Here is a 24,775-nt window from a genome sequence, read left to right as displayed (position 1 = left end):
TTTAACGGAGGTTGGTCGGCATGGCATTCGAGAACCCGTCCCGCGAGCAAATCAAGGAGTTGCTGGAGCGGTCGAACACGATCGCGGTCGTCGGCCTGTCGGAAGATCCGTCCAAGACGTCGCACATGGTGTCCGAGGCGATGCAGCGCAAAGGCTACCGGATCATCCCGGTGAACCCGAACGCCCGGACGGTTCTGGGCGAGAAGAGCTACCCGTCGCTCCGAGACATTCCGGAGCCGGTCGACATCGTCAATGTGTTCCGCCGGCCGGAGCACACGCCGCCCATCGCCGAAGAAGCGGTCGCCATCGGCGCGAAGGCGCTGTGGCTGCAGCTCGGCATCGCGAACGACGACGCGGCCCGCATCGCCCAAGAGGGCGGACTGACGGTCGTGATGGACCGGTGCATCAAGGTGGAGGATTCGATTCTGCTGCCGGAAGGCAAGCGCAAGCCCTCTTGACGGGCCGGCAGCAGCGCACGTAAGCCGCCGATGTCGGCTTACAGCACGGAAAACGGCGCGAAGACGATCTGTAAGCCGCTAATGTCGGCTTACAGCCGTTTGCGGGAGCCTCTGGCCGCCCTTCGTTAAGGGCGGCGGGGTTCCCGCCTCCTTTTTATAGATAAAAACTATAAATCCTGTTGTTTCAATATATTTCAAACCGGCGAGGGCGTTCGCTACAATGTCTACAATGCGTTATAGGCGCCAGCGAAGGGAGACATTCGAATGAACGATCTTGTCAAAAAACTGTTCGACCCGGGAACGCTGGGACGAGAGCGTCGAGGCGAGCGGGCTGGGCGCCGAGGCAATCGAAGCTTCCCGGGAGAGAAGGAAGCAGGATCTGAACGCCAAAGTCGGCGATCAGCTCCGGTGGCTGCGCGAAGCCGGCTTCGCCGATGCGGATTGTTTTGACAAAAAGAGCCCGGAAGACTTAACATCGAGAGAGAGAAGGGGGCGTATCAGGTTCATGTTCGGATTGGGCTATCTCCAGCGGCTTGGCCGGGCACTTATGCTACCGATGACGGTGCTGCCCGCGGCCGCCATACTCCTCGCGCTGTCCCGTCTTCCCTGGGAAGCGCTCGGGTGGCCGGCGGCCCCCGAGCTGCTCCATGCGGCGGGCATCGCCATTTTCCAATATGTCCCCTATGTGTTCGCGGTCGGCATCGCGCTCAGCATGGCCAACCAGTCCGTGTTCGCCGGCATGGCCGCACTGACAGGAATGATCATTTTCGCCAGCGTTACGCATACGTATGATCCGAACGGCGTTCAGCCCTCCATGTTCGCGGGCGCGGTCATCGGGATCGCCTCGGGCCTCGCGAGCGAAAGGTTCAAGGCGCTTCAGCTGCCGGAATCGCTGCAGTTTTTCGGCGGTTCGCGGTTCGTCCCGATCTTCATGGCCGGCGTGTCGCTGCTGTTCTCCTGGTTCATGATCGAGGCGGGCCGCACGATCGGCTCGTGGATCGCCCAATCGGGCAACGTCATCGGCTCGGCCGGCGGCTTCGGCGTTTTCCTGTACGGATTCCTGCACCGGATATTGGTCGCGTTCGGTCTTCACCATCTGCTGAACCACGTGTTCTGGTTCCAGGTCGGAGAATACCGCACGCCGGACGGCAACGTTTATTTCGGCGACCTGCCGCGCTTCTTCGCGGGCGATCCGACCGCCGGATCGTACATGGCCGGCCTGTATCCGATCATCATGTTCGCGCTGCCGGCGATCGCCTTCGCCATCATCCACGAGGCGAGGGAGGACTTGAAGCCGAAGATCGCGAAGCAGTTCCGCGTCGCTGCGCTTACGGCGTTTCTGACCGGCGTGACCGAGCCGGTGGAATTCGCGTTTCTGTTCGTCGCGCCTTATTTATTCCTCGTTCACGCGCTCCTCTCCGGAGGGGTCATGTGGCTGACCTACGAGCTCGGCATCCGGGACGGGTTCAGCTTCTCCGCCGGAGCGCTCGAATATTTGATCAACCTGCCCCTCTCGCGGAAGGGCTGGATGATCGTCCCGCTCGGCCTCGCCGTCGCCCTGGTCTATTACGTCATGTTCCGGCTCTGCATCCGCAAATTCCAGCTGTCGACGCCCGGCCGCGAGGACTCGACCCGGCTGGACGACTGGGCCGGCGACATTCCTTACCGGGCTCCGCTCGTTCTGCAGGCGCTCGGAGGCAAAGAAAACATCGTCCGCCTGGACGCCTGCATTACGAGGCTGCGGCTGACGCTCGCCGATGACCGCCGCATCGACTCGAAGTCGCTTCGCCATCTCGGAGCCGCCGGGGTCATCCATCTCGGGGGCGGACACGTCCAGGTCGTGTTCGGCACGTACTCCGATCTGATCCGCGAAGAGATCGCGAAGCTTATGCAGCAGGACGTCCATCAGGTTCAATTCCACGCGCCCGTGCAGGGCCGGATGATTCCGCTGGAGGAGGTCGACGATCCGATCTTCGCCCAGCGGCTCGTCGGGCGCGGCGTCGCGTTTCTGCCGGACAAAGGGGAGCTCGTCGCGCCGGTCGGGGGGAAGATCGTCCACTTGTATCCGACGAAGCACGCGGTCGGAATCGAAACGAAGGAAGGGCTGGAAGTGCTTTTGCATATCGGCGTCAATTCATCCCAGCTGAGCGACATTTTCACCGCCTTCGTCAAAGAAGGCGACGAGGTAAGCCCGGGACAGCCGCTCATCCGGTTCCATCTGCAGAAGCTTAAGCGCGGAGCCAAGTCCATTGCCACGCCGATGGTCATCACCAATTCGGACATCGTTCGATCTTGGCGCTTTGCTCCTTTTACATCCGTCAAAAAAGGCCAGGCGGCGGTCATGTCGGTCGTCGTGCGCGATAGAGAGAACAGGGGGGAAGAATCATGATCCATGGATTGGGGGCATCGGAAGGCATCGCGATCGGCAAAGCGTTCGTTCTGCCGAACTGGGAATGGGAGCTGCCCGACAACAAGATCGGCGTCGGGGATCTGGCGCTCGAATTCGAACGGCTGTACGAAGGCGTCAAACGCTCCAAGTCGGAAATTCACCGGATGAAGACGGAGATGGACGAGGCCGTCGGGCCGGAGGAGTCCGGCATTTTCGAAGCGCATCTGGCGATTCTCGACGACCCCGTGTTCATGAACGAGATCAAGGGGATCATCCAGCGGCAGTACAAGGCGGCGGAAGTCGCGGTCAAGGAAGCGATCGATCATTTCGTCACGATGTTCGATCTGCTGGACGACGAGTACATGAAGGAGCGGGCGCTCGACATCAAGGATGTCGGCAACCGGCTGCTGAAGCATCTGCTCGGCGCTCCGGAAATTATGCTTCCGACGGATACGCAGCCGTTCATTCTCGTCGTGCGGGAACTGACGCCGTCGCAGCTGATCCATCTGAAGCCGGACGTCGTGCTCGGCATCGTCACGATGGTCGGAAGCCCGTCCTCGCATTCGGCCATCATGGCGAGGGCGTTCGGCATCCCGCTCGTCATGGGCGTCGAGAACAAGCTGCAGGAGCCGATCGAGACGGGGGATCTGCTCATCGTCGACGGCGGCGCCGGCCTGCTCCACGTCAAGCCGAGCGCCGATACGGTGCTGCGCTATTCGGAGATGCGCAAGCGGCAGCTGGAGACGAGGGAGCGGCTGCAGCAGCTCGCCCAGGTGCCGTCCGTCACCCCGGACGGGGAGACGCTCGTGCTGGCGGCCAACATCAGCTCCGTCAAGGAACTGGACGCCGCCCTGTCGAACGGGGCGCAAGGAGTCGGGCTGTTCCGTACGGAATTTCTGTACATGGACCGGAACCGGTTCCCGACGGAAGAGGAGCAGTACGAAGTGTACCGGACCGCGGCGGAGAAGCTGCAAGGGAAGCCGCTCATCATCCGCACGCTCGATATCGGGGGCGACAAGCATCTGGACTACTACGAAATGCCGGAAGAAGAGAATCCGTTCCTCGGCTTCCGCGCCATCCGGTTCAGCCTGAGCCGCACGGACCTGTTCAAGGTGCAGCTGCGCGCGATTTTGCGGGCTTCGGCCCACGGCAACGTCCAGATCATGTACCCGCTCATCGCTTCGGTCGACGAGGTGCGCGAAGCGAACGCCGTGCTGGCCGAGGCGATGAAGGAACTGGCCGCGGAAGGCGTTCCGTTCCGGTCCGACGTGCCGGCGGGCGTCATGATCGAGGTGCCCGCCGCGGTGGCCATCTCCGAGCTGCTCGCCGGAGAGGTGAGCTTCTTCAGCATCGGAACGAACGATCTCGTCCAGTTTACGCTGGCCGTGGACCGGATGAACGAGCAGATCAGCCATCTGTACGAGCCGTTCCATCCGGCGGTCTTGCGGATGCTCCGCACGGTCGTCGAGGCGGCGAACCGCCACGGCGTGCAGGTGAACGTCTGCGGCGAGCTTGCCGGGGACGTGCGGGCGATGCCGATCTGGCTCGGTCTCGGCATTCACGAATTGAGCTTGTCCGCCCAGTCGATTCTCCCGGTCAAGGAGACGATGCTCCGCACGTACGCGCAGGAGAGCCGGATGCTCATGGACGAAATTTTCCGCCTGCGGACCGCGAAGGAAATTCGCGAGCGACTGGAGAAGTTCCACGCGGAATCGGCGCTCGCCAAAGGCAACGTTCGACCCTGAGAAGCGTCGCACCGGCGAACGTCGAAAAATTCGCCCGATCGGACGACTCTCGCATCCGATTTCGAAGGAGGTTCATACCGTATGGCTCCCCGCAATTCGCTTCCTTATCCGATCCTTCGCTGGCTTCCGACCGTCTTGTGCATGGCCGTCATCTTCGCGCTGTCGTCCCGCACGGGAGGAGAGCTCGACAGCTGGCTCCCCTGGTTCCAGAAGCTGCTGCCGGGGCTGGAAAGCTTCAATCCGGTTCACTATGTCGCCTACTTCGCGCTGGCCGTCGCCTTCTCGTTCGGCTTCGGCTTCCGCCGGATGGACATGAGGCGCTGCCTGGCCGTCGTGGCGCTCTGCGTGCTGTACGGCGCAACGGACGAATGGCATCAATCGTTCGTGCCGAAGCGCTCGCCGGACATCCACGACTTGCTGCACGACGGGATCGGGGCGGCGGTCGCCGTTCTCGTCATCTGGTTGTGGCGGGCGCGGACGCTGCGATGAGGTTCCAGAATTTACAGCGGCTTCTAAAGCAGGAATCGGGCGTTCAGTTGGCGAATACAATGGTCGAGGAAGCCCATTCGTACGGGCTTCGCACGTTCCATTTCAAGCCGGCCGAGGAGAGAGTCCCATTGTTGAAGCGCTGTACCTGCGGTCAAGCCATGAAGTTGATTTTGCGCACGGTCATCCATGCGCGCAAAGTGAGCATAACCAACGTTCCCGTCTATACCTGCGAGCAATGCTTCAGGAACGAGGTGTTTCCCGGCGTCAAGGAGGATTTGGGACGGCTGATCGGCGAATTGGGCGCGAAGCCCTTGCCCCGTTCCATTCCGTTCGACGAAATTCACGAGTGGGCGGGCGTCCTGAAGGAGGCGCTGGACCAGACGCAGCCGCTTCAGTTGTGGACGATCGCCCGCAAAACCGAAGAGCGGATGAACGATCTGCTGGATCTGATGCTGGTCGCCGCTTCGGTAGGAGACGAGACGTGGAAAAAGGAATTGAAGAGCCGATTGTCGCAATTAAGCGCACAGTACATAACGTAAGTCGCAAAAAACGGGGCGGCCGGCCCCGTTTTTTTTGCGATTGCGGCGTTTTTCTGATACCATGAAAATGACAGTATTTATTTTCATGGAGGGGATGGTCATGGCCGACATTCGGCGTTTAACGACGCTGGAGGAATGGGAGGACGCGCTTGCGCGCTCGAGCTCGCGCCCGCTGCTCGTTTTCAAGCACAGCACGCAGTGCTCCGTCAGCGCGGGGGCCCATGAGGAACTGACGCACTACGTATCGGACGTTCGGGAGCCGGCGGTCGATTTCGCGATCGTTCGCGTGATCGAGGAGCGTCCCGTAAGCAATGCCATCGCCGAGACGCTCGGCGTTACGCATAAATCTCCGCAGGCGATTTTGGTCAAGGACGGCAAGGCGGTGTGGGACGAATCCCACTGGCGCATCACGTATTCGTTTCTGAGCGAGAAGCTCGGGGCGCCCGGCGCGGCGTCGGAAATCTAGCGAATCGGATCGAGACCGGACGTTAGAAGGCGAATCCTTGTGCAAACATTGCGAAAACGGCAGATTTGTCGTATCATTACCTTAATATCCCATGGACGAGCCGGCGACAGACGAGGTTGTTCATGACAATGGAGCGAGTGACGTGACAGTAACTATTTATGATGTGGCTCGTGAAGCCGGCGTATCGATGGCAACGGTATCGCGGGTTGTCAATAACAATCCCAACGTTAAGCCGCAGACGCGCAAGAAAGTCTACGAAGCCATCGAACGGCTCGGTTATCGCCCGAACGCCGTTGCGCGCGGGTTGGCGAGCAAGAAGACGACAACCGTAGGCGTTGTCATTCCGGACATCGCCAACGCGATTTTCGCCGAGGTGGCCCGCGGAATCGAAGACATCGCGAACATGTACCACTACAATATTATTCTTTGCAACTCGGACAAGCGCAAGGAGAAGGAGATTCGCGTCATCAACACGCTGCTCGAGAAGCAGGTGGACGGATTGCTGTTCATGGGCGGTGCGGTGACCGACGATCATCTTCAGGCGTTCAGCTCCTCCAACGTGCCGATCGTGCTCTGCGCGACGACCGACGAGAAGGGGACGATGCCTTCCGTCGATATCGATCATGAAGGCGCCGCTTACGACGCGGTCAGCCGTCTGATCTCCGAAGGGCACCGCCGGATCGGGATGATCAGCGGCACCTTGCAGGATCCGGCCAACGGTTTCGCCCGGTACCAAGGGTACAAGCGGGCCCTGGAGACGGCCGGCATCGCCTTCGACGAGCGCTACGTGCGGATCGGGAATTACAAATACGAATCGGGGATGGAAGCGGCCCAATATTTTCTGGAGCTTGAAGAGCGTCCGACGGCGATTTTCGCCGCGACGGACGAGATGGCGATCGGAGCCATTCACGCCATCCAGGACGCCGGGCTGAGCGTTCCGGGCGATGTGTCCGTCATCGGCGTCGACAATATCCGGATGGCCTCCATGGTTCGGCCGCAGCTGACGACGGTGGCCCAGCCGATGTACGACATCGGAGCCGTCTCGATGCGTCTGTTGACGAAGCTGATGAAGAAGGAATCGGTGGAGCAAGCGAAGGTCGTGCTTCCGCACGAACTGATCGTCCGCCGTTCGGTCGCTTCGGTCTAACACGAGCCATTGCGGACTACAGATGCCCTTCGCGGGAAGCAAGTCGGCCTGCGGGAGGGCATCTTCTTTACTTTTTCGAGGAGGAATGCGATTTGATCGGCATCATCGGCGCAATGCAGGAAGAGATCGATTTATTGTTGGGAAGCTTGCAGGATGCCGTGGAGATGAACCGTTCCGGCATCCGGTTTCACACGGGCACGCTGCACGGTCATCAAGTCGTCATCTGCAAATGCGGCGTCGGCAAAGTGAACGCGGCCGTCTATACGCAGGTGCTGATCGACCGGTTCGGCGTATCCAAAGTCATTTTCACGGGGGTGGCGGGAGCGCTGGATCCGGAGCTCGACATCGGGGACGTCGTCATTTCGACGAGCTGCCTGCAGCATGACGTGGACGTAACGGCGCTCGGCTTTCCGAAGGGGGTCATCCCCTACCAGGACAAATCCGAATGGCCGGCCGACGAAGCGCTCGTGCAGCTGGCCGCAACGGCCGGAGAGAAGGCCGCGCCCGGGCGCGTCAAGAAGGGCAAAGTGCTGTCGGGCGACCAGTTCATCGCCGACCGCGACGTCGTCAGACGGCTTCGCGAGACGTTCGAAGGCGCATGCACCGAGATGGAAGGCGCGGCGGTCGCCCAAGCGTGCGCGATGAACGGGGTTCCTTACGTCGTTATTCGATCGATGTCGGACAAGGCCGACGGTTCGGCTTCGGTCAACTTTGCCGAGTTTACGGTCGAAGCGTCGAACCGGTCGTTCGCCATCGTGAGCGAAATGCTTCGGCAGCTTTAAGTGAATCCTTATGATACTTGTGAGCGCCTGCTTGGCCGGGTTAAACGTCCGATTTAACGGCACGAACAGCTTGGACGCCCGGATTCGCAAGCTGTTGGAGGAGAACGAGGCGATCACCGTCTGCCCGGAACTGCTGGGGGGCTTCGTCACGCCGCGAGAGCCCGCCGAGATCGTCGGAGGCGACGGGGACGACGTGCTGGATGGCAAGGCGAGAGTCGTCGTCGAGAAGTCGGGCAGGGACGTCAATCCGTTAGCGGCAGACGATCAACCCAAGTGCTGGAGGGCGACCTCCAGCACTTGGCGGTTTTTGGCTTCGATCTCTGCGCGGCGGGGGATCGGCGTCCAGCGGCCGGTGTCGTCGAGCCACGTGCGGGGCAGCTCCCGCGGGCGGCGGTCGGACGCGATGCGGGGCCAATCCTTCGGAAGCTCGCCTCCGTTCGGGGAGGAATCGATATCGCGCAGCATCGGATGATCGGTCATCTCCAGCCAGAGCAGGCTCCAGGCGCGCGGCACGACGTTCCAATGGTCGTAGCCGCCTCCGCCGAGCGCGACCCAGCGGCCTTCCGTCCATTCGTGGGCCAGGCGGTGAACGATCTTGGGTATTTCCCGGTAGACGCGCATGCTGCAATGGACGTGAGCGAGCGGATCGAACGCATGAGCGTCGCAGCCATGCTGGCTGACGATGACGTCCGGCTTGAACGAGCGCAGAATGCGCGTCAGGGAAGCCGTGAAGCATTCGAGCCACGAATCGTCCTCCGTGTACGGCTCGACCGGAACGTTCAGACACGCGCCATAACCGGAATTCGTCCCGCGCTCGTTCGCGAACCCCGTGCCCGGGAACAGAAATTTGCCCGTCTCGTGAATCGAGAACGTAAACGCTTCCGGATCGGCGTAGAAGCACCATTGGACGCCGTCCCCGTGATGCACGTCCGTATCGATGTACAGCACTTTGGCGCCGTATCGCCAGTTGATCCAGGAGATGGCGGCGGCGGCGTCGTTGTAGACGCAGAAGCCGGAGCTCCGGTCGGGAAAGGCGTGATGAAGCCCGCCGCCGAGATGAAGCGCGTGCGAGGCGCGGCCGGTCATGACGGCTTCGGCCGCCGCCAGCGAGCCTCCGACGACCGCGGCTGCGGCCTCGTGCATGCCGGCGAAGTACGGCGTGTCTCCGTCCGGTTCGAACCCGTAGCGGGCGGCTAGCGCCACGGCATCCGGGGAGGGAACGGGGGTGCTGAGCTCCTTCACGGCATCCAGGTAGTCCGATCGATGAATCCGTTCAAGCGTTTCGTCGACATCGTTCGATTCGGCGGATACGATTTGCCCGGGGCTGAGCGCTCCGCAAGCGTACAGCAAATCTTCCGTCAGCCGGAGGCGAATCGGGTGGAACGGGTGATCCTCATGGAAACGGTAGCGCCCGGATGCGGAGCAATCGATCCATACCGGGGCGGGGGCAGACGAGGTCAACGCAATCTCTTCCTTTCGCTGGACGTTCGAATCAATACATGAACCGCTGGCGGAACCGGATGCGGTCGAACTTCTCCGCCGAGGAGAGCGGGACGTCCTTGCCGATCCGCACCATGAGGCAATTGGCCGGGTGCGCGCAAATTTCCGGATCGTCCGTTGCAAACCACACCATACCGACGTTTTTCATCAGATTTTCCATCATCTTCCTGTACTCCCAGACGTTTAGCCCGCTGCCTTCGAGATCCCAATGCCAGTAATATTCCGTCGTGTAGACGATGGCGTTGTCGAGCTGGCCGTCCTCGAACGCGGTGACGATGAGCGCTTTGGCGAGTCCGAGCCCCCGGTATTCGTCCGCCACTTCGATCGCGCCGAGCTCGATCAGGTCGTCCATGCCGCCCTCGGACCACCGCTCCAGCTCGTCGGGATAGTGGAACGTCACATAGCCGACGATGACGTCGCCATCCACCGCCGCGATAATTCGCCCTTCGGGCAATTCGGCGATCTCGACGAGCGCCGCATGCTGTTCGGGCGGACGGCGGAACGAGTCGAGCGACGGATGCATCCGGTAGCGCTTCAGCCGGTCGGGCGGAACGGGACCCTCCACGACGATCGGACCCGTACGTCCTTGCCGGATATGCCGTTGATACCGCTTCAGGTGCTCCATTCCGATCCTCCCGATCCTCCTTTGGGTTGCTGCCATTATACAACAAACGGCGCCTGCGTTGGAATCCGAAATTTGCCGAGACTCCCGCCGAACATGAACCGATCTGCCTGGCGAACCGCACTGTTCGGCCATAATTTCCCTTTTTGGCGAATATTCACTTCCCCCGGAATGACCAGCATCGGCAGACTGTGTTATAATGACGTTAGCGTCCTCCGATCTATCGGTTGTAAGCGCATACTTTATTCGGAGCGATTCATGTACTCTTACGGGATGGTGATGGAAATGACACTGCAACACGACGAGAAGATCGCCGTTACGGCAACCGGCTCAAACCTCGGCTCTTATGAAGAAGCGGTGAAGAATTTCCGCCTGGAAGACATCGAAGCGCATTTCTCCTGGGCGACCACAGGCAAGGTCAACATGGCCTACGAGGCGATCGACCGCCACGTAGAGAACGGCAAGGGCGACGTTATCGCCTTGCACTACAGCGACAATCAGCGCGACGAGAGCTACACGTACGCCGATCTGGCCAAAGCGTCCAACCGGTTTGCGAACGCGCTTCGGAAGCTCGGGATTCGCAAAGGCGATCGCGTGTTCATATTCATGCCCCGGACTCCCGAATTGTACATCGGCTTGCTCGGCGCTCTGAAGGTCGGAGCGGTCGTCGGCCCTCTGTTCGAAGCGTTCATGGAGACGGCGGTCAAAGACCGGCTGCAGGACAGCGGGGCCGTGGCCATCGTGACGACACCCGCGCTGCTGCCTCGCATCGCTCGCGACGAGCTGCCGGAGCTGAAGCACTTGATCGTGTACGGCGACGGAGTGGAGGAAGGCGGCGGCATCGTGGATTACCGCAAAGCGATGGCGGAAGCGTCCGAGGAAGCGAACATCGAATGGCTCGGCCGCGAGGACGGACTCATTCTTCATTATACGTCGGGTTCGACCGGCAAGCCGAAGGGCGTTTACCACGTCCAGAACGCTATGATCCATCATTATTATACCGGCCGCGTCGTGCTCGATCTGAAGGAAGGCGACGTCTATTGGTGCACCGCCGATCCGGGCTGGGTAACGGGCACGTCCTACGGGGTGTTCGCGCCTTGGCTGAACGGCGTGACCAACGTCGTCCGGGGCGGACGGTTCAGCCCGCAGGATTGGTACGGGACGCTGCAAAAATATAAAGTCACCGTCTGGTACAGCGCGCCGACGGCTTTCCGGATGCTCATGAGCGCGGGGGAAGAGGCGGTCAAGCCGTTCGACCTGTCCAGCGTCCGCCATGTGCTCAGCGTCGGAGAGCCGCTCAACCCCGAAGTCGTGCGCTGGGGCCTCAAGGTATACGGCCAGCGCATCCACGACACGTGGTGGATGACGGAGACGGGCGGCCACCTCATCTGCAACTACCCGAGCATGGAGATCAAGCCGGGCTCGATGGGCAAGCCGGTGCCGGGCATTCAGGCCGCCATCATCGACGATCAGGGCAACGAGCTGCCGCCGTACCGGATGGGCAACCTGGCCATCCGCACGCCGTGGCCGTCCATGATGCGCAAAATATGGAACAACCCCGCGAAATACGAAGAGTATTTCCGGATTCCGGGCTGGTACGTCTCCGGAGATTCCGCCTACAAGGACGAGGAGGGCTACTTCTGGTTCCAGGGCCGCATCGACGACGTCATCAACACGTCCGGGGAGCGCGTCGGTCCGTTCGAGGTGGAGAGCAAGCTGGTCGAGCATCCGGCGGTCGCCGAAGCCGGCGTCATCGGCAAGCCCGATCCGCTTCGCGGCGAGATCATCAAGGCGTTCATCTCGCTGCGGGAAGGCTATACGCCGTCCGACGAGCTGAAGGCGGACATCGCCAAGTTCGTCAAGCTCGGCTTGTCCGCGCATGCGGCGCCGCGCGAAATCGAGTTCCGCGACAAGCTGCCGAAAACGCGCAGCGGCAAAATTATGAGGCGGGTGCTCAAGGCTTGGGAGCTGAACCTCCCGACCGGGGACCTGTCGACGATCGAAGATTGAAATGAACAAAGAAGCTTCCAAGACCGCGTTGATCGCGGGCTGGAAGCTTCTTTGCTTAAGGTGCCCCTCGGCAGAAGGCAGCCGAGCGTTACGTCCCCGACCGCATCGCCGCGGCCATCTCGGCCAGCTTGCCCATCGTGTTCCAGTTGCGAACGGTGGCGGGCACGCCGAGCTTCGGCAGATTGGCGGCCAGCTTGGCGTGCCGCACGCTGTCCCGGAACAGCAAATAGACGTCGCGGCCGACGATCCGGTATTCGTCGACGCCGTTGTTCGCGCCGGCGAGCTTGGCGACGCCCGAAGGGGCGGGGGCTTCCGGGAGCATGGCGACGTAGAGGCATTCGGCTTGCGACGCGGCTTCCGCCGCCGCCACTTCCTCGGCCGGGAACGGGCAGCGGCCGACGATCGTCTCCAGCTCCTCGGCGGTTCTCAGCACAGCCGTGAGCGTGATGCCGAACGTGTCCGCGATCTGCCGCTCGATCCGCTCGCGAAGCTCCGCCTCCGTTCGGTCGGATTCGAACAGCACGTTGCCGCTCTGAATGTACGTTTGCACCCGGCCCGGACCGAGCGCTTCGAACGCCGCCTTCAGCTCGGCCATTTTGATTTTGTTTTTCCCGCCTACGTTAATTCCGCGCAACAGCGCCGCATGAATCGCCATTGGCTCCCCGTCTCCCTTGCGTCGCTATTTGATTTCGATCGATGCCGACGGTTCGGACGTTCCCGACGCATTGGAGGCGGTCAGGCGGTACCAGCCCGCCGGCTGCAGCGTCGTGTATTCGAAATGCGTCGAAGCCGTCGATCCGAGCCGCCTGTAAGTTCCGCTCTCGGTCGAGCTGTACCAGACCTCGTACTTGTTCACGCCGTCCAGCGTCGGATTCGAGTTCCAGGATAGCGTTACGCCGAATTCGTCGGTCTGACCCTTGAGCCCGGAAGGAGCGGAGGGCGCGCCGACGACTTGCCCCGAATCCGGCGACGGCCCGCCGCCGGACTTATTGACTCCGCCGTCCGGCAACGGGAAGCTCGGATCGATCGGATCGGGCCCGGAATCGGACCCGCCCGAGACGACTTCGCTGCGGCCCGATTCCTTGCCGGCCACGTCGACCGCCGTCACGTAATATTGATACGAATTGCCCGCGGAGATGTAGTTGACGAATTTGGGCTCGTCGCCCGCGAACACGGAAGCCTCCACCTTCTGGTAAGAGCCGCCGTTGACCGAGCGGTACAGCCGGTATCCCGCGACGTCCGCTTCCGGGCTGGGCGTAAACGTCACCCGCACCTTGTTGCCGCCCAGCGTCTCTGCCGCCACGTTGCCGGGCGGGGACGGCTTGCGCCCGTCGTCGGTGCGCGGGTCCGTCCTCGACGGGGCGCTGTCCTTGGCGTCCTGCGGCAAGTAATACGACAGCGGCTTGCGTTTGTCCGCCGCCACCTTGCCCAAGGCGGCCTGAATCTCCTCCATCAGTTCGTCCAGCGGCTTCTCCCGCTTGACCATAACCGCTTCGCGAAGCAAGTCCTCCGGCGTCTCCGGCTTCGGCAAGTAATTGACGCCGTTGTACGTGATGTATTTGACCTTGACGAGCGCGTCGTCTTGCTCGGTCGGGATATATTTCTTGTTGAAAATATCCGTCACCAGCTTGCCGGCCTGTCGGGTCAGGTCGGTCGGCAGCTTGCCGCTGACGCTCGACACGGTCATGGAGACGATGCCGTCGGGCTTCGTAAACGATTTGGTCGGGAACAGGTCCGGCTTCGCGTCGGTGACCGCGTTCATGATTTTCGCCCAAATTTGCTTCGCCCGATTGTGTCCGTCCGTCGACAGCGTGTAGATGGATTTCTCGTAGCCCGCCCATACGCCGAGCGTGATGTCGGGCGTAAAGCCTTCGAACCAGACGTCGGAATAGTTCTGCGTCGTCCCCGTCTTGCCGACGATCGGGATTTTGCCGTAGTTTTTGAACAGCGATTTGATCGAGGTTGCCGTTCCGTCCGTAACGACGGTGCGCAGCATATCCGTCATGATGTAGGCGGATTGCTCCGAGACGACCCGCTTCGGCTGCGCTTCGTGCTTGTAGACGATGTTGCCTTCGGCGTCGCGGATTTCTTCGATCAAATAAGCGTCGTTGAACACGCCCTTGTTGGCGATGGCGCCGTACGCGTTCGTCAGCTCTTCCACGCTCGTGCCGTACGTCAGGCCGCCGATGACGCCCGTCTGGGCTTCGTCGTCCTTCGGGACGAGCGTCGTGATGCCGAGCTTCCGCGCGAATGCCCAGGCGTCTTTGATCGTCACCTTGTTCAGGAAAATCTTGAGCGCCGGAATGTTCATCGACTTGTTGAGCGCCGTCCGGGCGGTGACGAGACCCGCGTATTTGTTGTTCGAGTTTTTCGGAATGTGCTTGCCGGTGCCGCCGTTGTTCAAAATGATCGGAGAATCGTCGAGCACGCTCGCCGGCTGGATGAGCCCTTTCTCGATGGCGGGCAAATATGCGGCGATCGGCTTCATCGTCGAGCCCGGCTGACGCGTCATCTGGGTCGCAAAGTTCATCTGCTCGATGTGGAAGTCGCGTCCCTCGATCATGCCGAGAATGGCGCCGGTCTTATGATCCAGCAGGACGGCGGCCGTCTGCTCCACGCCCTTGACCTTGTCGTCCGGCGCGAAGTTGTCCGGGTCCTCGGCAATCTTGTGCATCAGATCGTAAACCGTCTTGTCGATCGTCGTCTTCACCTTGTAGCCTCCGCGGAGCAGTTGCTCGCGGGCGTCTTCGACAAGGGCGGCGTTCTCCTTCTTGTTCAGATCCTCCGGCTTCAAATCCGGGTTCTGCTTCAGCACGAGCAGCTGAGCGGCCTGGCGCTCCGCTTCGAGCATAAGATAGGGATATGTGTTGTAAGCTTTCTCCGTCGGCTTGGCGAGCGAGGAATAGAGGTCGAAGCGGACCGCCTCGTCGTATTCGCTCCGGGTGATTTTCCCGTATTCCAGCATCTTCTCCAGCACCAGCTTCTGCCGGGCAAGCGCCCGGTTGAAGTTCGCCTCGTTGAATTCCCCTTTGCTCGTAAAGGCGGAATAGGCGGAAGGACGCTGGGGAAGTCCGGCCAGGTAAGCGGCCTGCGCCAGGTTCAGCTGGTTCAGCTCCAGGCCGAAGATGCCTTTGGCGGCAGCCTTGATGCCGTATATATTGTAGCCGGACGAGCTGTTGCCGTAATTGATCTTGTTCAAATAGGCCGTGATGATTTGCTCCTTGCTCAAAAACCGTTCCAGCCGAAGCGAGAGGAAAATTTCCTTCGCCTTGCGGCTCGTCGTCTTGTCCAGCGTAAGGAACACCTGACGCGCGAGCTGCTGGGTGAGCGTGCTGCCGCCCGTCTGCACGTCCTCGTTCAGAAGCTGCTGCTTGACGGCGCGCAGCAATCCGTTCGTATCGATGCCGATATGGTTGAAAAAGTTCCGGTCCTCGATCGACACGACGGCGTCGATGATTTTCTGCGGAATTTGGTCGTATGTAACCGGTTGGCGGTCTTCCTCCGTGCGCAGCTGGCCGACCAGCGTATTGTCGCGGAAGTAGACGAAGCCCGTAATGCTGTTCTCGTTGATTTTCTCTTCGATGAGGGCTCTCGGACGAACCGGGTCGTCCTTGACCAGTGCGGCGATATATCCCCCTGCGGCGCCTGCGGCGACAAGCCCCGTCAAGATGCCGAACAGGATGAGCCAGAGGAGGGTATAGAGGAAGATGCGTGCGGCCAACCACCAGCCGGAGCCTCCCCGCTCCTTCGGCCTAGGGATCTGTTTCGTATCGTTCATAAACGGCCTCCTTCAACGAACCAGAACTATTATAGCATAACTGCCGATCGTTTGACTTCTTTCGAAAGGGTGTGCTATAAAGAGAGAAATTGCGAAGGAATGCGAGGCAACGAACGGAGATGGCAGAGGAAAAACGAACTTTGACGCCCGAGCAGCAGCAGGAGGTCCGGCGCCAGCTGGAATTGATCCGGCGCGGCGCGGCGGAAATCGTGCCCGAGGAGGAGCTCGAAGCCAAAGTGGCGGAAGCGGTTGCGACGGGACGTCCGCTGAAGGTGAAGCTGGGGCTCGACCCTTCGGCGCCGGACATTCACGTCGGTCATACGGTCGTGCTTCAGAAGCTGCGGCAGTTCCAGCAGCTCGGCCACCACGTGCAGCTGATCATCGGCGATTTCACCGGCCGGATCGGCGACCCGACGGGCAAGTCGGAGACGCGCAAGCAATTGTCCGAAGAGGACGTCAAACGCAATGCGGAGACGTATCAGAAGCAAATTTTCAAAATTCTCGATCCGGAACGGACAACGGTTTACTTTAATTCGGAGTGGCTGTCCCCGCTGAATTTCAGCGACGTCATTCAATTGGCCGCCAAGATCACGGTCGCCCGGATGATGGAGCGCGACGACTTCACGAAGCGGTTCCAGTCGGGCCAGCCGATCAGCGTGCACGAATTTTTCTATCCGCTCATGCAAGGCTACGATTCGGTCGTCCTGGAGTCCGACGTGGAGCTGGGCGGGACGGACCAGAAGTTCAACCTGCTCATGGGCCGCACCCTTCAGCGCGAATACGGCAAGGCGGCGCAAGCCGCGCTCATGCTGCCGCTGCTCGAAGGCCTCGACGGCGTGAACAAGATGAGCAAGAGCCTCGGCAACTACATCGGCATCGACGAGGAGCCGAACCAGATTTACGGCAAGGCGATGAGCATCCCGGACGAGCTGATGCTGAAATATTACGAGCTCGCCACCGATATTTCGAACGAAGAGCTGGCCGCTCTGCGCGACGGGCTCGCCGACGGCACCGTCCATCCCCGCGACGCGAAGATGCGCCTGGCCCGCACGTTCGTCCGCATGTACCACGGCGAAGAAGCGGCCGCGGCGGCCGAAGATCACTTCGTCACCGTGTTCCAGAAGCGCGCGCTGCCGGAAGACATCGAAGAGATCGCGCTGCCGGCCGCCGAGCTGGTGAACGGTTCGATCCGCGTGACGAAGCTGCTGACGCTGCTCGGCTTGCAGCCTTCGATCAGCGAAGCGCGCCGCAGCATTCAGCAAGGCGCGGTGCGGCTCAACGAAGAGAAGCTGCTCGATCCGAACGGCGAGATCGCGCCGAACGACGGAGACGTCATCCAGGTCGGCAAACGGAAATTCGCCAAGATCGCGCTCAAATAACGATCCATAGCACTCGATCTTTTCAAACCCGCCTCTGCGGTTGCGGCTGCTTGCAGCTCCGTGACGTCCGAGGCGGGTTTTGCGTTCCCGCAGTTTGGCTTGCCGTCGAACGATGACGATTCTTTCTGGGACTTCGGATAGAAACTTTACCCTTCTCTATTACGTATAATCTAGGGAGGGAAGTAAAGGGGTTTCAACGGGAAGGAGAGGGTGCCTATGGATGCGGTGTTTTGGTGCTGCCTCGTCTTCGGCGCGCTGATGGCCGTCGTGACGCTCGTATTCGGAGACGCCCTGGGCGGCGCGACGGACGGCCTGTTCGGGTGGCTGTCGATCGACGTCCATCATCTGTTCCAGCCGGTCGTGCTGTCCGGCGTCATCACGGTGTTCGGAGGCGCGGGTTTGCTGCTGCACCGGTACGGGAATTGGCCGAGTCCGGGCGTTTATGCCGTCGCTGGGGCCTCCGCGGCGGTCGTCGGAGCGGGGATGTATTTCGTGTACGTACGGCCGATGCGAAACGTCGAAAATTCGACCGGCTACTCGGTGTCGGAGCTGGCGGGGAAACGCGCGGAGGTGCTCACGCCGATTCCGGCGTCCGGCTGCGGCGAGGTGCTCGTAAAGGTCGGCGCCGGCAACGTCAACCACGTCGCGGCGAGCTTCGACGGCGAAGAGGTTCCGGCGGGCGCGCGCGTCGTCGTCGTGGAAGTCAAGGAAGGAACGCTTTACGTCTCTCGGATGGATTAGCGGCTTTATTCTTCATTTCAAATAGAAAAGGAAGGGGCTGTGCGGATGGAAAATTTCCCGGATTATTTGTACATACCGATTTTGGTGGTGGCGGTGCTGGTCGTCCTCGGCCTGGCATTCTGGGCCCGCTATAAAACGGTGTCGCCCGACGAAGCGATGATCGTGACCGGTTCTTTCCTCGGAACCAAGAACGTGGCCGTCGACGAATCCGGCCGCAGGATCAAGATCGTCCGGGGCGGAGGCGCTTTTATTCTTCCGATCTTTCAGCAAGCGCAATTTTTATCGCTTTTGTCTCATAAGCTCGACGTCACCACGCCCGAAGTGTATACGGAGCAAGGTGTGCCGGTTATGACCGACGCGGTGGCGATCATCAAGATCGGAGGCTCCGTCGAGGACGTCGCCACGGCGGCCGAGCAGTTCATGGGCAAGCCGACGGAATCGCTCAAGGGCGAAGCGCAGGAAGTGCTCGAAGGCCATCTGCGCGCCATTCTCGGCACGATGACGGTCGAGGAGGTTTACCGCAACCGCGACAAATTCGCTCAAGAGGTTCAAGGCGTGGCGGCGCGGGATTTGAAGAAGATGGGGCTGCAGATCGTCTCGTTCACGATCAAGGACGTCCGCGACAAGCACGGTTATCTGGAGGCGCTCGGCAAGCCGCGGATCGCGGCCGTCAAGCGCGACGCGGACATCGCGGAAGCGCAGGCGATCCGGGATTCGCGGATTCAGAAGGCGCTCGCCGAGGAGGAAGGGCAGAAGGCGGAACTGCTGCGCGATACGAACATCGCCGAAGCGACGAAGGAGAAGGAGCTCAAGGTCGCTTCCTTCAAGAAGGAGCAGGACCAGGCGAAGGCGGAAGCGGATCAGGCGTACGCCATCCAGGAGGCGCGCTCGAAGCAGAGCGTCGTCGAAGAGCAGATGAAGGTCGAGCTCGTCCGCAAGGAGCGCGAGATCGATCTGGAAGCGAAGGAAATTCTGCGCCGCGAGAAGCAGTACGACGCCGAGGTGAAGAAGAAGGCGGACGCCGACCGCTACGCCGTCGAGCAAGCGGCCGAAGCCGACAAGGCGCGGCGAATCCGCGAGGCGGACGCGATGAAGTACAAGATCGAAGCCGAAGCGCAGGCGAACGCCGAGCAGAAGCGGCTGAACGGTCTCGCGGAAGCCGAGGCGCAACGCGCGAAAGGTTCGGCCGAAGCGGAGGTCATCCGGCTGCGCGGCTTGGCGGAAGCGGAAGCGAAGGAGAAGCTGGCGCAGGCGTTCGAGAAGTTCGGCGAAGCCGCCGTTCTCGACATTATCGTCAAGATGCTGCCGGAGCTCGCAGGCAAGGTAGCGGAGCCGATCGCCTCCATCGACAAGCTGACCGTCGTCGACACGGGGCACGGCGAAGGGGCGGCCCGGGTCAGCAACTACGTCACCTCGCTGATGGCGACCGCTCCGGAGATGCTGAAGAACGTCTCCGGCATCGACATCGACAAGCTGGTGCAGGGGCTGACCAACCGGGCGCTGCCGGCGTCCGGACCGAAGCCTGCGGCGCCGTCGGCGGAAGAATAAGGGCGCGATGCCGCGCCGCCCAAGCGCGGCGTCATGCCACGAATAAAACCCCGGATCGCTGGGCGATCCGGGGTTTTATCTTCCGCTTGACGATGCCGATTAACGGCTGTAGAACTCGACGATTTGTTGCTCTTCGATTTCTTGGGGCAGCTCGTCGCGGCTCGGCAGACGAATGTACTTGCCTTCCATCGTCGTCGCGTTGAAGTCGAGATAAGCCGGCAGATGGTGACGTCCTTCCAACGCTTCCTTGATCGTCTTCAGACCGCGGCTGCGCTCGCGCAGGCCGATCACATCGCCCGGTTGCACCGTGTAGGAAGCGATGTTGACTTTCTGGCCGTTGACCGTTACGTGGCCGTGCGACACCAATTGGCGGGCACCCGGACGGGAGTTGGCCCAGCCCAGACGGTACACGAGGTTGTCGAGACGGCTCTCGAGCAGGAACATGAAGTTCTCGCCGGCTTTACCTTTGAGCTTGGATGCGCGGTCGAACAGGTTGCGGAATTGCTTCTCGTTCAGGCCGTACATATGGCGCAGTTTTTGCTTCTCCATCAACTGGAGGCCGTAGCCGCTCACTTTGCGGCGTTGGTTTGCGCCGTGTTGTCCCGGAGGGAACGGGCGCTTCAGATCTTTGCCGTTGCCGAGCAGGGAGATGCCCAGGCGGCGGCTCAATTTAAACTTGGGTCCTGTATAACGTGCCATGAGTGTGCGTGACTCCTTTTTCAAAAATAAGTTTTTTGAAAATGGGGTACGTTGCGCCGGTCCATTCCAAACCGGCGGAAAGACTTGTCCGTCTCCCGCCAAGACCCGGCAAGGATCTCAGCCGCTGCCTGCCGGTGAATCTTCCGTGAGGGTGACACAAACCGTTTGCCCAATATTCAACAAGTTATATTATACGATTGCAGATGGCGATGTCAAGCGCATCGCCTCCGGTAACCGCTATCATCCCGGAAAACAATTCACAGGGCGAAATTACGCCCCAAGTCCCTGTATTTTGTTCCGTATATAGTGCAAAATTCCTGTATCCATTGTATAGTTAATTTAAATGAAACGGCACGTTGTGCAAGGCAAGGGAGGCAGTGGGGATGGCTTATCAAGACGAAATTCGAATATTGAACAGGCAAGATCAAGCAGACGCAAGCCTCCCCCGCACGCCGACCGAGCTGCCGCAATGGATAGAGCGGCAGGATCTGTCCGAAGCGGACATGCCTTATACGCATTCCCTGCTGGCCGACAGCTTCGCCGATTGGCGGGAGCAGACCGAAGGATATCTCTGGCCGTCGGATCATCCGATTGTGCTCCTCCACCCCGACGGCACCGCCGTCGCCATGACCGGAAGCGGCGGCGCCGAAGACCGCTTCTCCGTCCCCCGGAACTGGAGCAAGGAAGCGATCGGGCTTACGGCGGGCAGCGTCGCGCTGGAGACGTGCCGTCCCACCGTCCTTCACTCGGACGAACACACTTCCGCCGCCATGAAGGCTTTCGATTCGCTAGCGGTTCCGGTTTTCACCCGCTCCTCGGGCATTCCTTGCGCGGCGATGGCTTGCCTGCTGCCCGCCGGCGAAGCCCAAGCCGCCGAACTGAAGCTGCTCCAGGCCGCCTCGCTGCATTTCCGCAACTGCCTCTACCGGCGCTTCGAACTGCTTTTCATCCAGGATTTGCTTCACCGCACGCAACTTTCCAGCAGGGAGGAACGCCGCCGCGACCTGCTGTTCGATGTCCTGAGGCGGCTCAACGACCACATCGACGTCGAGAGCGTTCTGGCCGAAGTGTTCGACATTCTGGAGCAAGTCTATGCCATGTGCCGTATCGACTTGTTCCTCTCGCAGGATTACGCCAGTTCCAACGAGAAGGTGAAGCCGCTCGCTTTCCATCAACAAGAGATGGACATTTGCTGGAAGGCGTTCATGGAAGGCGAGATTCGCGAAGAAAACGACGGCTCCCGCAGGCGGATCGCGTTTCCGTTGACGGGCAAGCAGGGCGTGTACGGCGTCCTTCGGATGGACGTCTCCGCGGGAGAGTTCGACGACGTGGACTTGCAGTTCATGAAGACGCTGACGGCGGGAGCGGGGACGGCGTTCGAGAAGGCGAAGCTTCACGAACAGGCCAATACGCTGATCGGGGAGCTCCGGCTCATCAACGAGCTGACTCAGCGGCTTAACAGCAGCTTGCGATTATCGGATACGATGCAGTTCGCGAACAGCGAGCTGCTGCATATTTTCAAGGCCGATTATTGCTTCATCCTCCAGTTGGATCGGCTCAACGGGCGTTTCGTCGTCATGTCGACGAACGCCCCCGAGATGTTCAACGAGAAGTTCGACAAGGACTACGGCTTTTGCGGCGTCATGCTGACGACCAGGGAACCGATCATTCTGTCGGATTACCACTCGGCGACTCCGGTCCGTTCGCATCTGATGGACGTCACGCAATCGCGGTCCCTGCTCGCTTCGCCGCTGCTGCTGAACGGGGAGGTCATCGGGGCCGTCATGGTGACGCACCGTCTGCCGAACCATTTTTCTTACGACAATTACAAGCTTCTTCACGTGTTGTCCGCCCATCTGGGGCTTGCGGTCTCGAACTCTTCGCTGCACGCGGAAGTGCGCCGGATGGTCATTACCGACAATCTGACCGGGCTGTTCGCCCGGCATTACCTGAACGAGCGGATTCAGCGCAAGCTGCAGAAGGACAACTTCGGCTCGCTGATCCTGGTCGATATCGACCATTTCAAGAAGGTGAACGATACGTACGGCCACCAGATCGGAGATGCGATCCTCATCCAGGTAAGCGCGATCATCCGGTCGGCGATCCGGGATTCCGATATTGCCGCCAGATGGGGCGGAGAAGAGCTCGCCATCTATTTGCCGCGGCTCGGGCTGGAGCAGACGGTGAAGGTGGCCGAGCGCATTCGCAGGCGGGTCGAGGAAGAGACCGATCCGCAAGTGACCGTAAGTTGCGGATTGTCCGAATGGACGTCGTCGGACGACAAGATCAGCGTCGAGACGCTGTTCTACCGGGCGGACATGGCGCTGTACGACGCCAAGCACAAGGGACGCAACAAGGTGGCCGTCGGTTAAAGCCGATGGAAGGAAGAGAGCGGGGTCGAACGCGGAAGGCGGACCGATCTCGCGGGAAGGGACCAACCGGGCGGATCGGGTTGGTCTTTTTTTTGCGCCGCAGTGCTCTTTCGCGCGGCCGAAGCATAACGATCGGGAGCGGGGAAACGATAGGAAACGATAGGAAGCGAAAGGGGGAGACGAATGCGCGTTCGATGGGTTGTTCGGCGAGGGATCGCCATCGCCGCCTGTTGTCTGGCGTGCCTGGGAAGCGCCGGATGTTCGGCTTCCTCCGAGCTTCCGCCGCGGCAGGCGTTCGCTCTGTCGGCTTCCGCGCTGTCCGGCCGCGACCGCTTCACGTTCGAAGGAGAGACCGTTGCCTACGACGCTAGCGGCCGGGCGGGCGTTCCGCGCCGGTATCGCGGAGAAGTGTCCGGCCACCGGACCGTCGTGTTGAATGGGGAGCCGTCCTCCGGTGCGGCCCCTCTCGGGTGGAATTACCCGCTCGCGCTGGCCGATGCCGTTCAAAAGCATGCCGCGGAGGTGGCTTACGGGTCTTCGAACGGGAAGGCCGTCGTGCTGACCGTCACGCTGCGGCCCGATGCCGCCCGCAGACGGATGCAGGAGGCGCTGCGGGCGGAATGGAGCGCGACGGGGAGCCTCGCCGCAACGCTGATCGCCGCGTCCTCGGGAGGGAAGCGCGCCGGGCCGGCGGCGGGAGAAGAGGCGGAGGGGCGGTTCCGCGAAGCGCTGGCCACGCTGGAGGCATCGACCGTCTGCCGGTGGACCGCGGACCGCCGCACATGGTTTCCGTTGCAGCTCAAGGAGGAGACCGTTCTCCGGTACACGATCGCCGGCAAGGCGTATGTGGAAAAAAGATCCTCCGTGACGAGTTTTCGAGCGCGGCGAGACAGTGATACAATAGGGAGGTCGGAAGGCATGAAGCCTCTCTCCGACCGTTAGGAATCATGACCATGCTGGGAGGAACAACGATGCGCGATCCGCGTCTGCAGAAACTCGCCGCCAATCTGGCCGGCTATTCAATCGACGTTCGGCCGGGCGACAACGTGCTGATCGAGATGATCGGCTCCGAGCGGGAGTTGCTCAAATGTTTGATCGAGGAAGTGGCGAAGCGCGGAGGACATCCGTTCGTCGAGATCGAGGACCGCTCCGTCACGCGGACGTTGCTCCGCAATGCGACGGAAGAGCAGCTCAAAACCTGGGCCGCTTACGATCTGAACCGAATGGAACGGATGCAAGGCTACATAGGAATTCGCGCGAGCGGCAACGCGAGCGAATGGTCCGACATTCCGCCCGACAAGCTCAAGCTGTACGAGAGCATCTACCAGCACCCCGTGCATCTGGAGCAGCGGGTGAAACGGACGAAATGGGTCGTTCTCCGCTACCCGAACGATTCGATGGCCCAGCTTGCCAATAAGAGCACGGAGGCGTTCGAGGACTTTTATTTCGACGTCTGCAACCTGGACTACGCCAAGATGGACCGGGCGATGGAACCGTTGCACGCGTTGATGGAGCGCACAGACAAAGTGCGGATCGTCTCCCCGGGAACGGATTTGACGTTCTCGATCAAAGGCATCGGAGCCAAGAAATGCTCCGGCAAGCGCAACATTCCGGACGGGGAAGTTTACTCTTGCCCGATCCGGGATTCCGTGAACGGAACGATCGCTTACAACACGCCGAGCGTCCGCAACGGCTTCACGTTCGAGAACATCCGGTTTACGTTCGAAAACGGAAAAATCGTCCATGCGACGGCGAACGACACGGACCGGATCAACCAGGTGCTCGACACGGACGAAGGCGCCCGTTACATCGGGGAATTCAGCCTCGGATTCAACCCGTACATTTTGCATCCGATGAAGGACACTCTGTTCGACGAGAAAATCGCGGGCAGCCTGCACTTCACGCCCGGTCAGGCCTACGAGGATTGCGACAACGGCAACCGCTCGTCCGTCCACTGGGATCTGGTGCTCATTCAGCGGCCGGAGTACGGCGGCGGAGAGATTTATTTCGACGACGTGCTCATCCGCAAAGACGGGCTGTTCGTCCTTCCCGAGCTGCAGGGGCTTAACCCGGAAGCGTTGAAATAAAGCGTTTTCCTCTTGCACGTCATG

20 protein-coding genes and 1 pseudogene are annotated in these 24,775 nt (G+C 60.9%); 16 read left to right on the top strand and 5 right to left on the bottom strand.

Annotated elements, in window-relative coordinates:
- The first annotated feature begins 20 nt into the window (after positions 1-20).
- The 9 genes and pseudogenes from G485_RS0101140 to G485_RS28690 all read left to right on the top strand — a co-directional run.
- Positions 21-458 carry a CoA-binding protein gene (locus G485_RS0101140; protein ID WP_027090999.1) on the top strand — a complete coding sequence of 146 codons (438 nt, stop codon included), beginning with the start codon at positions 21-23 and terminating at the stop codon, positions 456-458.
- 505 nt (positions 459-963) lie between these two features.
- Positions 964-2,847, top strand: a complete 1,884-nt coding sequence (locus G485_RS0101135; RefSeq protein WP_027090998.1) for a glucose PTS transporter subunit IIA — start codon at positions 964-966, stop codon at positions 2,845-2,847.
- Positions 2,844-4,592 (top strand): phosphoenolpyruvate--protein phosphotransferase, encoded by a 1,749-nt coding sequence (gene ptsP, locus G485_RS0101130; RefSeq protein WP_027090997.1) that lies wholly within the window; start codon positions 2,844-2,846, stop codon positions 4,590-4,592. The genes G485_RS0101135 and ptsP overlap by 4 nt, the downstream gene beginning before the upstream one ends.
- Before the next feature lie 81 nt (positions 4,593-4,673).
- A complete protein-coding gene (locus G485_RS0101125) occupies positions 4,674-5,081 on the top strand; it encodes a VanZ family protein (RefSeq protein ID WP_035154315.1) in 408 nt (135 codons plus the stop codon).
- Positions 5,078-5,620 (top strand): hypothetical protein, encoded by a 543-nt coding sequence (locus tag G485_RS0101120; protein ID WP_169732277.1) that lies wholly within the window; start codon positions 5,078-5,080, stop codon positions 5,618-5,620. Before G485_RS0101125 ends, G485_RS0101120 begins: the two co-directional genes overlap by 4 nt.
- A 100-nt stretch (positions 5,621-5,720) precedes the next feature.
- Positions 5,721-6,086, top strand: a complete 366-nt coding sequence (ytxJ, locus tag G485_RS0101115) for a bacillithiol system redox-active protein YtxJ (protein WP_027090994.1) — start codon at positions 5,721-5,723, stop codon at positions 6,084-6,086.
- A 142-nt stretch (positions 6,087-6,228) separates the two neighbouring features.
- The gene (gene ccpA, locus G485_RS0101110) at positions 6,229-7,233 is read left to right on the top strand and encodes a catabolite control protein A (RefSeq protein WP_027090993.1); all 1,005 of its coding nucleotides are present in this window, start codon (positions 6,229-6,231) and stop codon (positions 7,231-7,233) included.
- Between the two features lie 92 nt (positions 7,234-7,325).
- Positions 7,326-8,015, top strand: coding sequence for a 5'-methylthioadenosine/adenosylhomocysteine nucleosidase (locus G485_RS0101105; RefSeq protein ID WP_027090992.1), 690 nt, complete (start codon positions 7,326-7,328; stop codon positions 8,013-8,015).
- Between the two features lie 10 nt (positions 8,016-8,025).
- A pseudogene (locus G485_RS28690) lies at positions 8,026-8,268 on the top strand (2-thiouracil desulfurase family protein); the annotation flags it as partial.
- An 11-nt stretch (positions 8,269-8,279) separates the two neighbouring features.
- Here the strand turns inward: G485_RS28690 and G485_RS0101100 are convergent.
- On the bottom strand, positions 8,280-9,476 hold the full coding sequence (locus tag G485_RS0101100; RefSeq protein WP_051317932.1) for an acetoin utilization protein AcuC: 1,197 nt from the start codon (positions 9,474-9,476) through the stop codon (positions 8,280-8,282).
- Between the two features lie 31 nt (positions 9,477-9,507).
- Positions 9,508-10,140 carry a GNAT family N-acetyltransferase gene (locus G485_RS0101095; RefSeq protein ID WP_027090990.1) on the bottom strand — a complete coding sequence of 211 codons (633 nt, stop codon included), beginning with the start codon at positions 10,138-10,140 and terminating at the stop codon, positions 9,508-9,510.
- A gap of 282 nt (positions 10,141-10,422) precedes the next feature.
- Here G485_RS0101095 and acsA point away from each other — a divergent pair, with 282 nt between their 5' ends.
- Positions 10,423-12,147 (top strand): acetate--CoA ligase, encoded by a 1,725-nt coding sequence (gene acsA, locus G485_RS0101090; protein ID WP_027090989.1) that lies wholly within the window; start codon positions 10,423-10,425, stop codon positions 12,145-12,147.
- Between the two features lie 88 nt (positions 12,148-12,235).
- Here acsA and G485_RS0101085 read toward each other — a convergent pair whose 3' ends face one another.
- Positions 12,236-12,802: a DUF1697 domain-containing protein gene (locus G485_RS0101085; protein ID WP_027090988.1), complete on the bottom strand. Its 567-nt coding sequence runs from the start codon at positions 12,800-12,802 to the stop codon at positions 12,236-12,238.
- 24 nt (positions 12,803-12,826) lie between these two features.
- The gene (locus tag G485_RS0101080) at positions 12,827-15,925 is read right to left on the bottom strand and encodes a penicillin-binding protein 1A (protein WP_027090987.1); all 3,099 of its coding nucleotides are present in this window, start codon (positions 15,923-15,925) and stop codon (positions 12,827-12,829) included.
- Positions 15,926-16,044: 119 nt separating this feature from the next.
- On the opposite strand from G485_RS0101080, the gene tyrS reads away from it, so the two are divergent.
- The 3 genes from tyrS to G485_RS24700 all read left to right on the top strand — a co-directional run bounded on the left by tyrS (position 16,045) and on the right by G485_RS24700 (position 19,593).
- Complete coding sequence (gene tyrS / locus G485_RS0101075; RefSeq protein WP_027090986.1) at positions 16,045-17,304, top strand: tyrosine--tRNA ligase; 1,260 nt, start codon at positions 16,045-16,047, stop codon at positions 17,302-17,304.
- Positions 17,305-17,520: 216 nt separating this feature from the next.
- Positions 17,521-18,045 (top strand): NfeD family membrane protein, encoded by a 525-nt coding sequence (locus G485_RS0101070; RefSeq protein WP_027090985.1) that lies wholly within the window; start codon positions 17,521-17,523, stop codon positions 18,043-18,045.
- Between the two features lie 45 nt (positions 18,046-18,090).
- On the top strand, positions 18,091-19,593 hold the full coding sequence (locus G485_RS24700) for a flotillin family protein (RefSeq protein WP_035154312.1): 1,503 nt from the start codon (positions 18,091-18,093) through the stop codon (positions 19,591-19,593).
- A 99-nt stretch (positions 19,594-19,692) separates the two neighbouring features.
- Here the strand turns inward: G485_RS24700 and rpsD are convergent, their stop codons facing one another.
- Positions 19,693-20,292 carry a 30S ribosomal protein S4 gene (gene rpsD, locus G485_RS0101060; RefSeq protein WP_027090984.1) on the bottom strand — a complete coding sequence of 200 codons (600 nt, stop codon included), beginning with the start codon at positions 20,290-20,292 and terminating at the stop codon, positions 19,693-19,695.
- 383 nt (positions 20,293-20,675) lie between these two features.
- On the opposite strand from rpsD, the gene G485_RS0101055 reads away from it, so the two are divergent.
- From G485_RS0101055 to G485_RS0101045, 3 genes are all read left to right on the top strand, one after another.
- Complete coding sequence (locus G485_RS0101055; RefSeq protein ID WP_051317931.1) at positions 20,676-22,664, top strand: sensor domain-containing diguanylate cyclase; 1,989 nt, start codon at positions 20,676-20,678, stop codon at positions 22,662-22,664.
- A gap of 183 nt (positions 22,665-22,847) precedes the next feature.
- On the top strand, positions 22,848-23,606 hold the full coding sequence (locus G485_RS0101050; protein WP_027090982.1) for a hypothetical protein: 759 nt from the start codon (positions 22,848-22,850) through the stop codon (positions 23,604-23,606).
- Between the two features lie 29 nt (positions 23,607-23,635).
- Positions 23,636-24,751 carry an aminopeptidase gene (locus G485_RS0101045; protein WP_027090981.1) on the top strand — a complete coding sequence of 372 codons (1,116 nt, stop codon included), beginning with the start codon at positions 23,636-23,638 and terminating at the stop codon, positions 24,749-24,751.
- Positions 24,752-24,775 lie beyond the last annotated feature (24 nt).

It is taken from the genome of Cohnella thermotolerans DSM 17683, assembly GCF_000429825.1.
Lineage (GTDB): Bacteria > Bacillota > Bacilli > Paenibacillales > Paenibacillaceae > Cohnella > Cohnella thermotolerans.
This window is presented reverse-complemented; position numbering and strand designations above follow the sequence as displayed.

What these genes read in the sequence shown, in the direction of transcription:
- G485_RS0101140 (WP_027090999.1), top strand. Translation starts at nt 21, where the DNA reads ATGGCATTCGAGAACCCGTCCCGCGAGCAAATCAAGGAGTTGCTGGAG.
- G485_RS0101135 (WP_027090998.1), top strand. Translation starts at nt 964, where the DNA reads ATGTTCGGATTGGGCTATCTCCAGCGGCTTGGCCGGGCACTTATGCTA.
- ptsP (WP_027090997.1), top strand. Translation starts at nt 2,844, where the DNA reads ATGATCCATGGATTGGGGGCATCGGAAGGCATCGCGATCGGCAAAGCG.
- G485_RS0101125 (WP_035154315.1), top strand. Translation starts at nt 4,674, where the DNA reads ATGGCTCCCCGCAATTCGCTTCCTTATCCGATCCTTCGCTGGCTTCCG.
- G485_RS0101120 (WP_169732277.1), top strand. Translation starts at nt 5,078, where the DNA reads ATGAGGTTCCAGAATTTACAGCGGCTTCTAAAGCAGGAATCGGGCGTT.
- ytxJ (WP_027090994.1), top strand. Translation starts at nt 5,721, where the DNA reads ATGGCCGACATTCGGCGTTTAACGACGCTGGAGGAATGGGAGGACGCG.
- G485_RS0101095 (WP_027090990.1), bottom strand. Translation starts at nt 10,140, where the DNA reads ATGGAGCACCTGAAGCGGTATCAACGGCATATCCGGCAAGGACGTACG.
- acsA (WP_027090989.1), top strand. Translation starts at nt 10,423, where the DNA reads ATGACACTGCAACACGACGAGAAGATCGCCGTTACGGCAACCGGCTCA.
- G485_RS0101085 (WP_027090988.1), bottom strand. Translation starts at nt 12,802, where the DNA reads ATGGCGATTCATGCGGCGCTGTTGCGCGGAATTAACGTAGGCGGGAAA.
- G485_RS0101080 (WP_027090987.1), bottom strand. Translation starts at nt 15,925, where the DNA reads ATGAACGATACGAAACAGATCCCTAGGCCGAAGGAGCGGGGAGGCTCC.
- tyrS (WP_027090986.1), top strand. Translation starts at nt 16,045, where the DNA reads ATGGCAGAGGAAAAACGAACTTTGACGCCCGAGCAGCAGCAGGAGGTC.
- G485_RS0101070 (WP_027090985.1), top strand. Translation starts at nt 17,521, where the DNA reads ATGGATGCGGTGTTTTGGTGCTGCCTCGTCTTCGGCGCGCTGATGGCC.
- G485_RS24700 (WP_035154312.1), top strand. Translation starts at nt 18,091, where the DNA reads ATGGAAAATTTCCCGGATTATTTGTACATACCGATTTTGGTGGTGGCG.
- rpsD (WP_027090984.1), bottom strand. Translation starts at nt 20,292, where the DNA reads ATGGCACGTTATACAGGACCCAAGTTTAAATTGAGCCGCCGCCTGGGC.
- G485_RS0101055 (WP_051317931.1), top strand. Translation starts at nt 20,676, where the DNA reads ATGGCTTATCAAGACGAAATTCGAATATTGAACAGGCAAGATCAAGCA.
- G485_RS0101050 (WP_027090982.1), top strand. Translation starts at nt 22,848, where the DNA reads ATGCGCGTTCGATGGGTTGTTCGGCGAGGGATCGCCATCGCCGCCTGT.
- G485_RS0101045 (WP_027090981.1), top strand. Translation starts at nt 23,636, where the DNA reads ATGCGCGATCCGCGTCTGCAGAAACTCGCCGCCAATCTGGCCGGCTAT.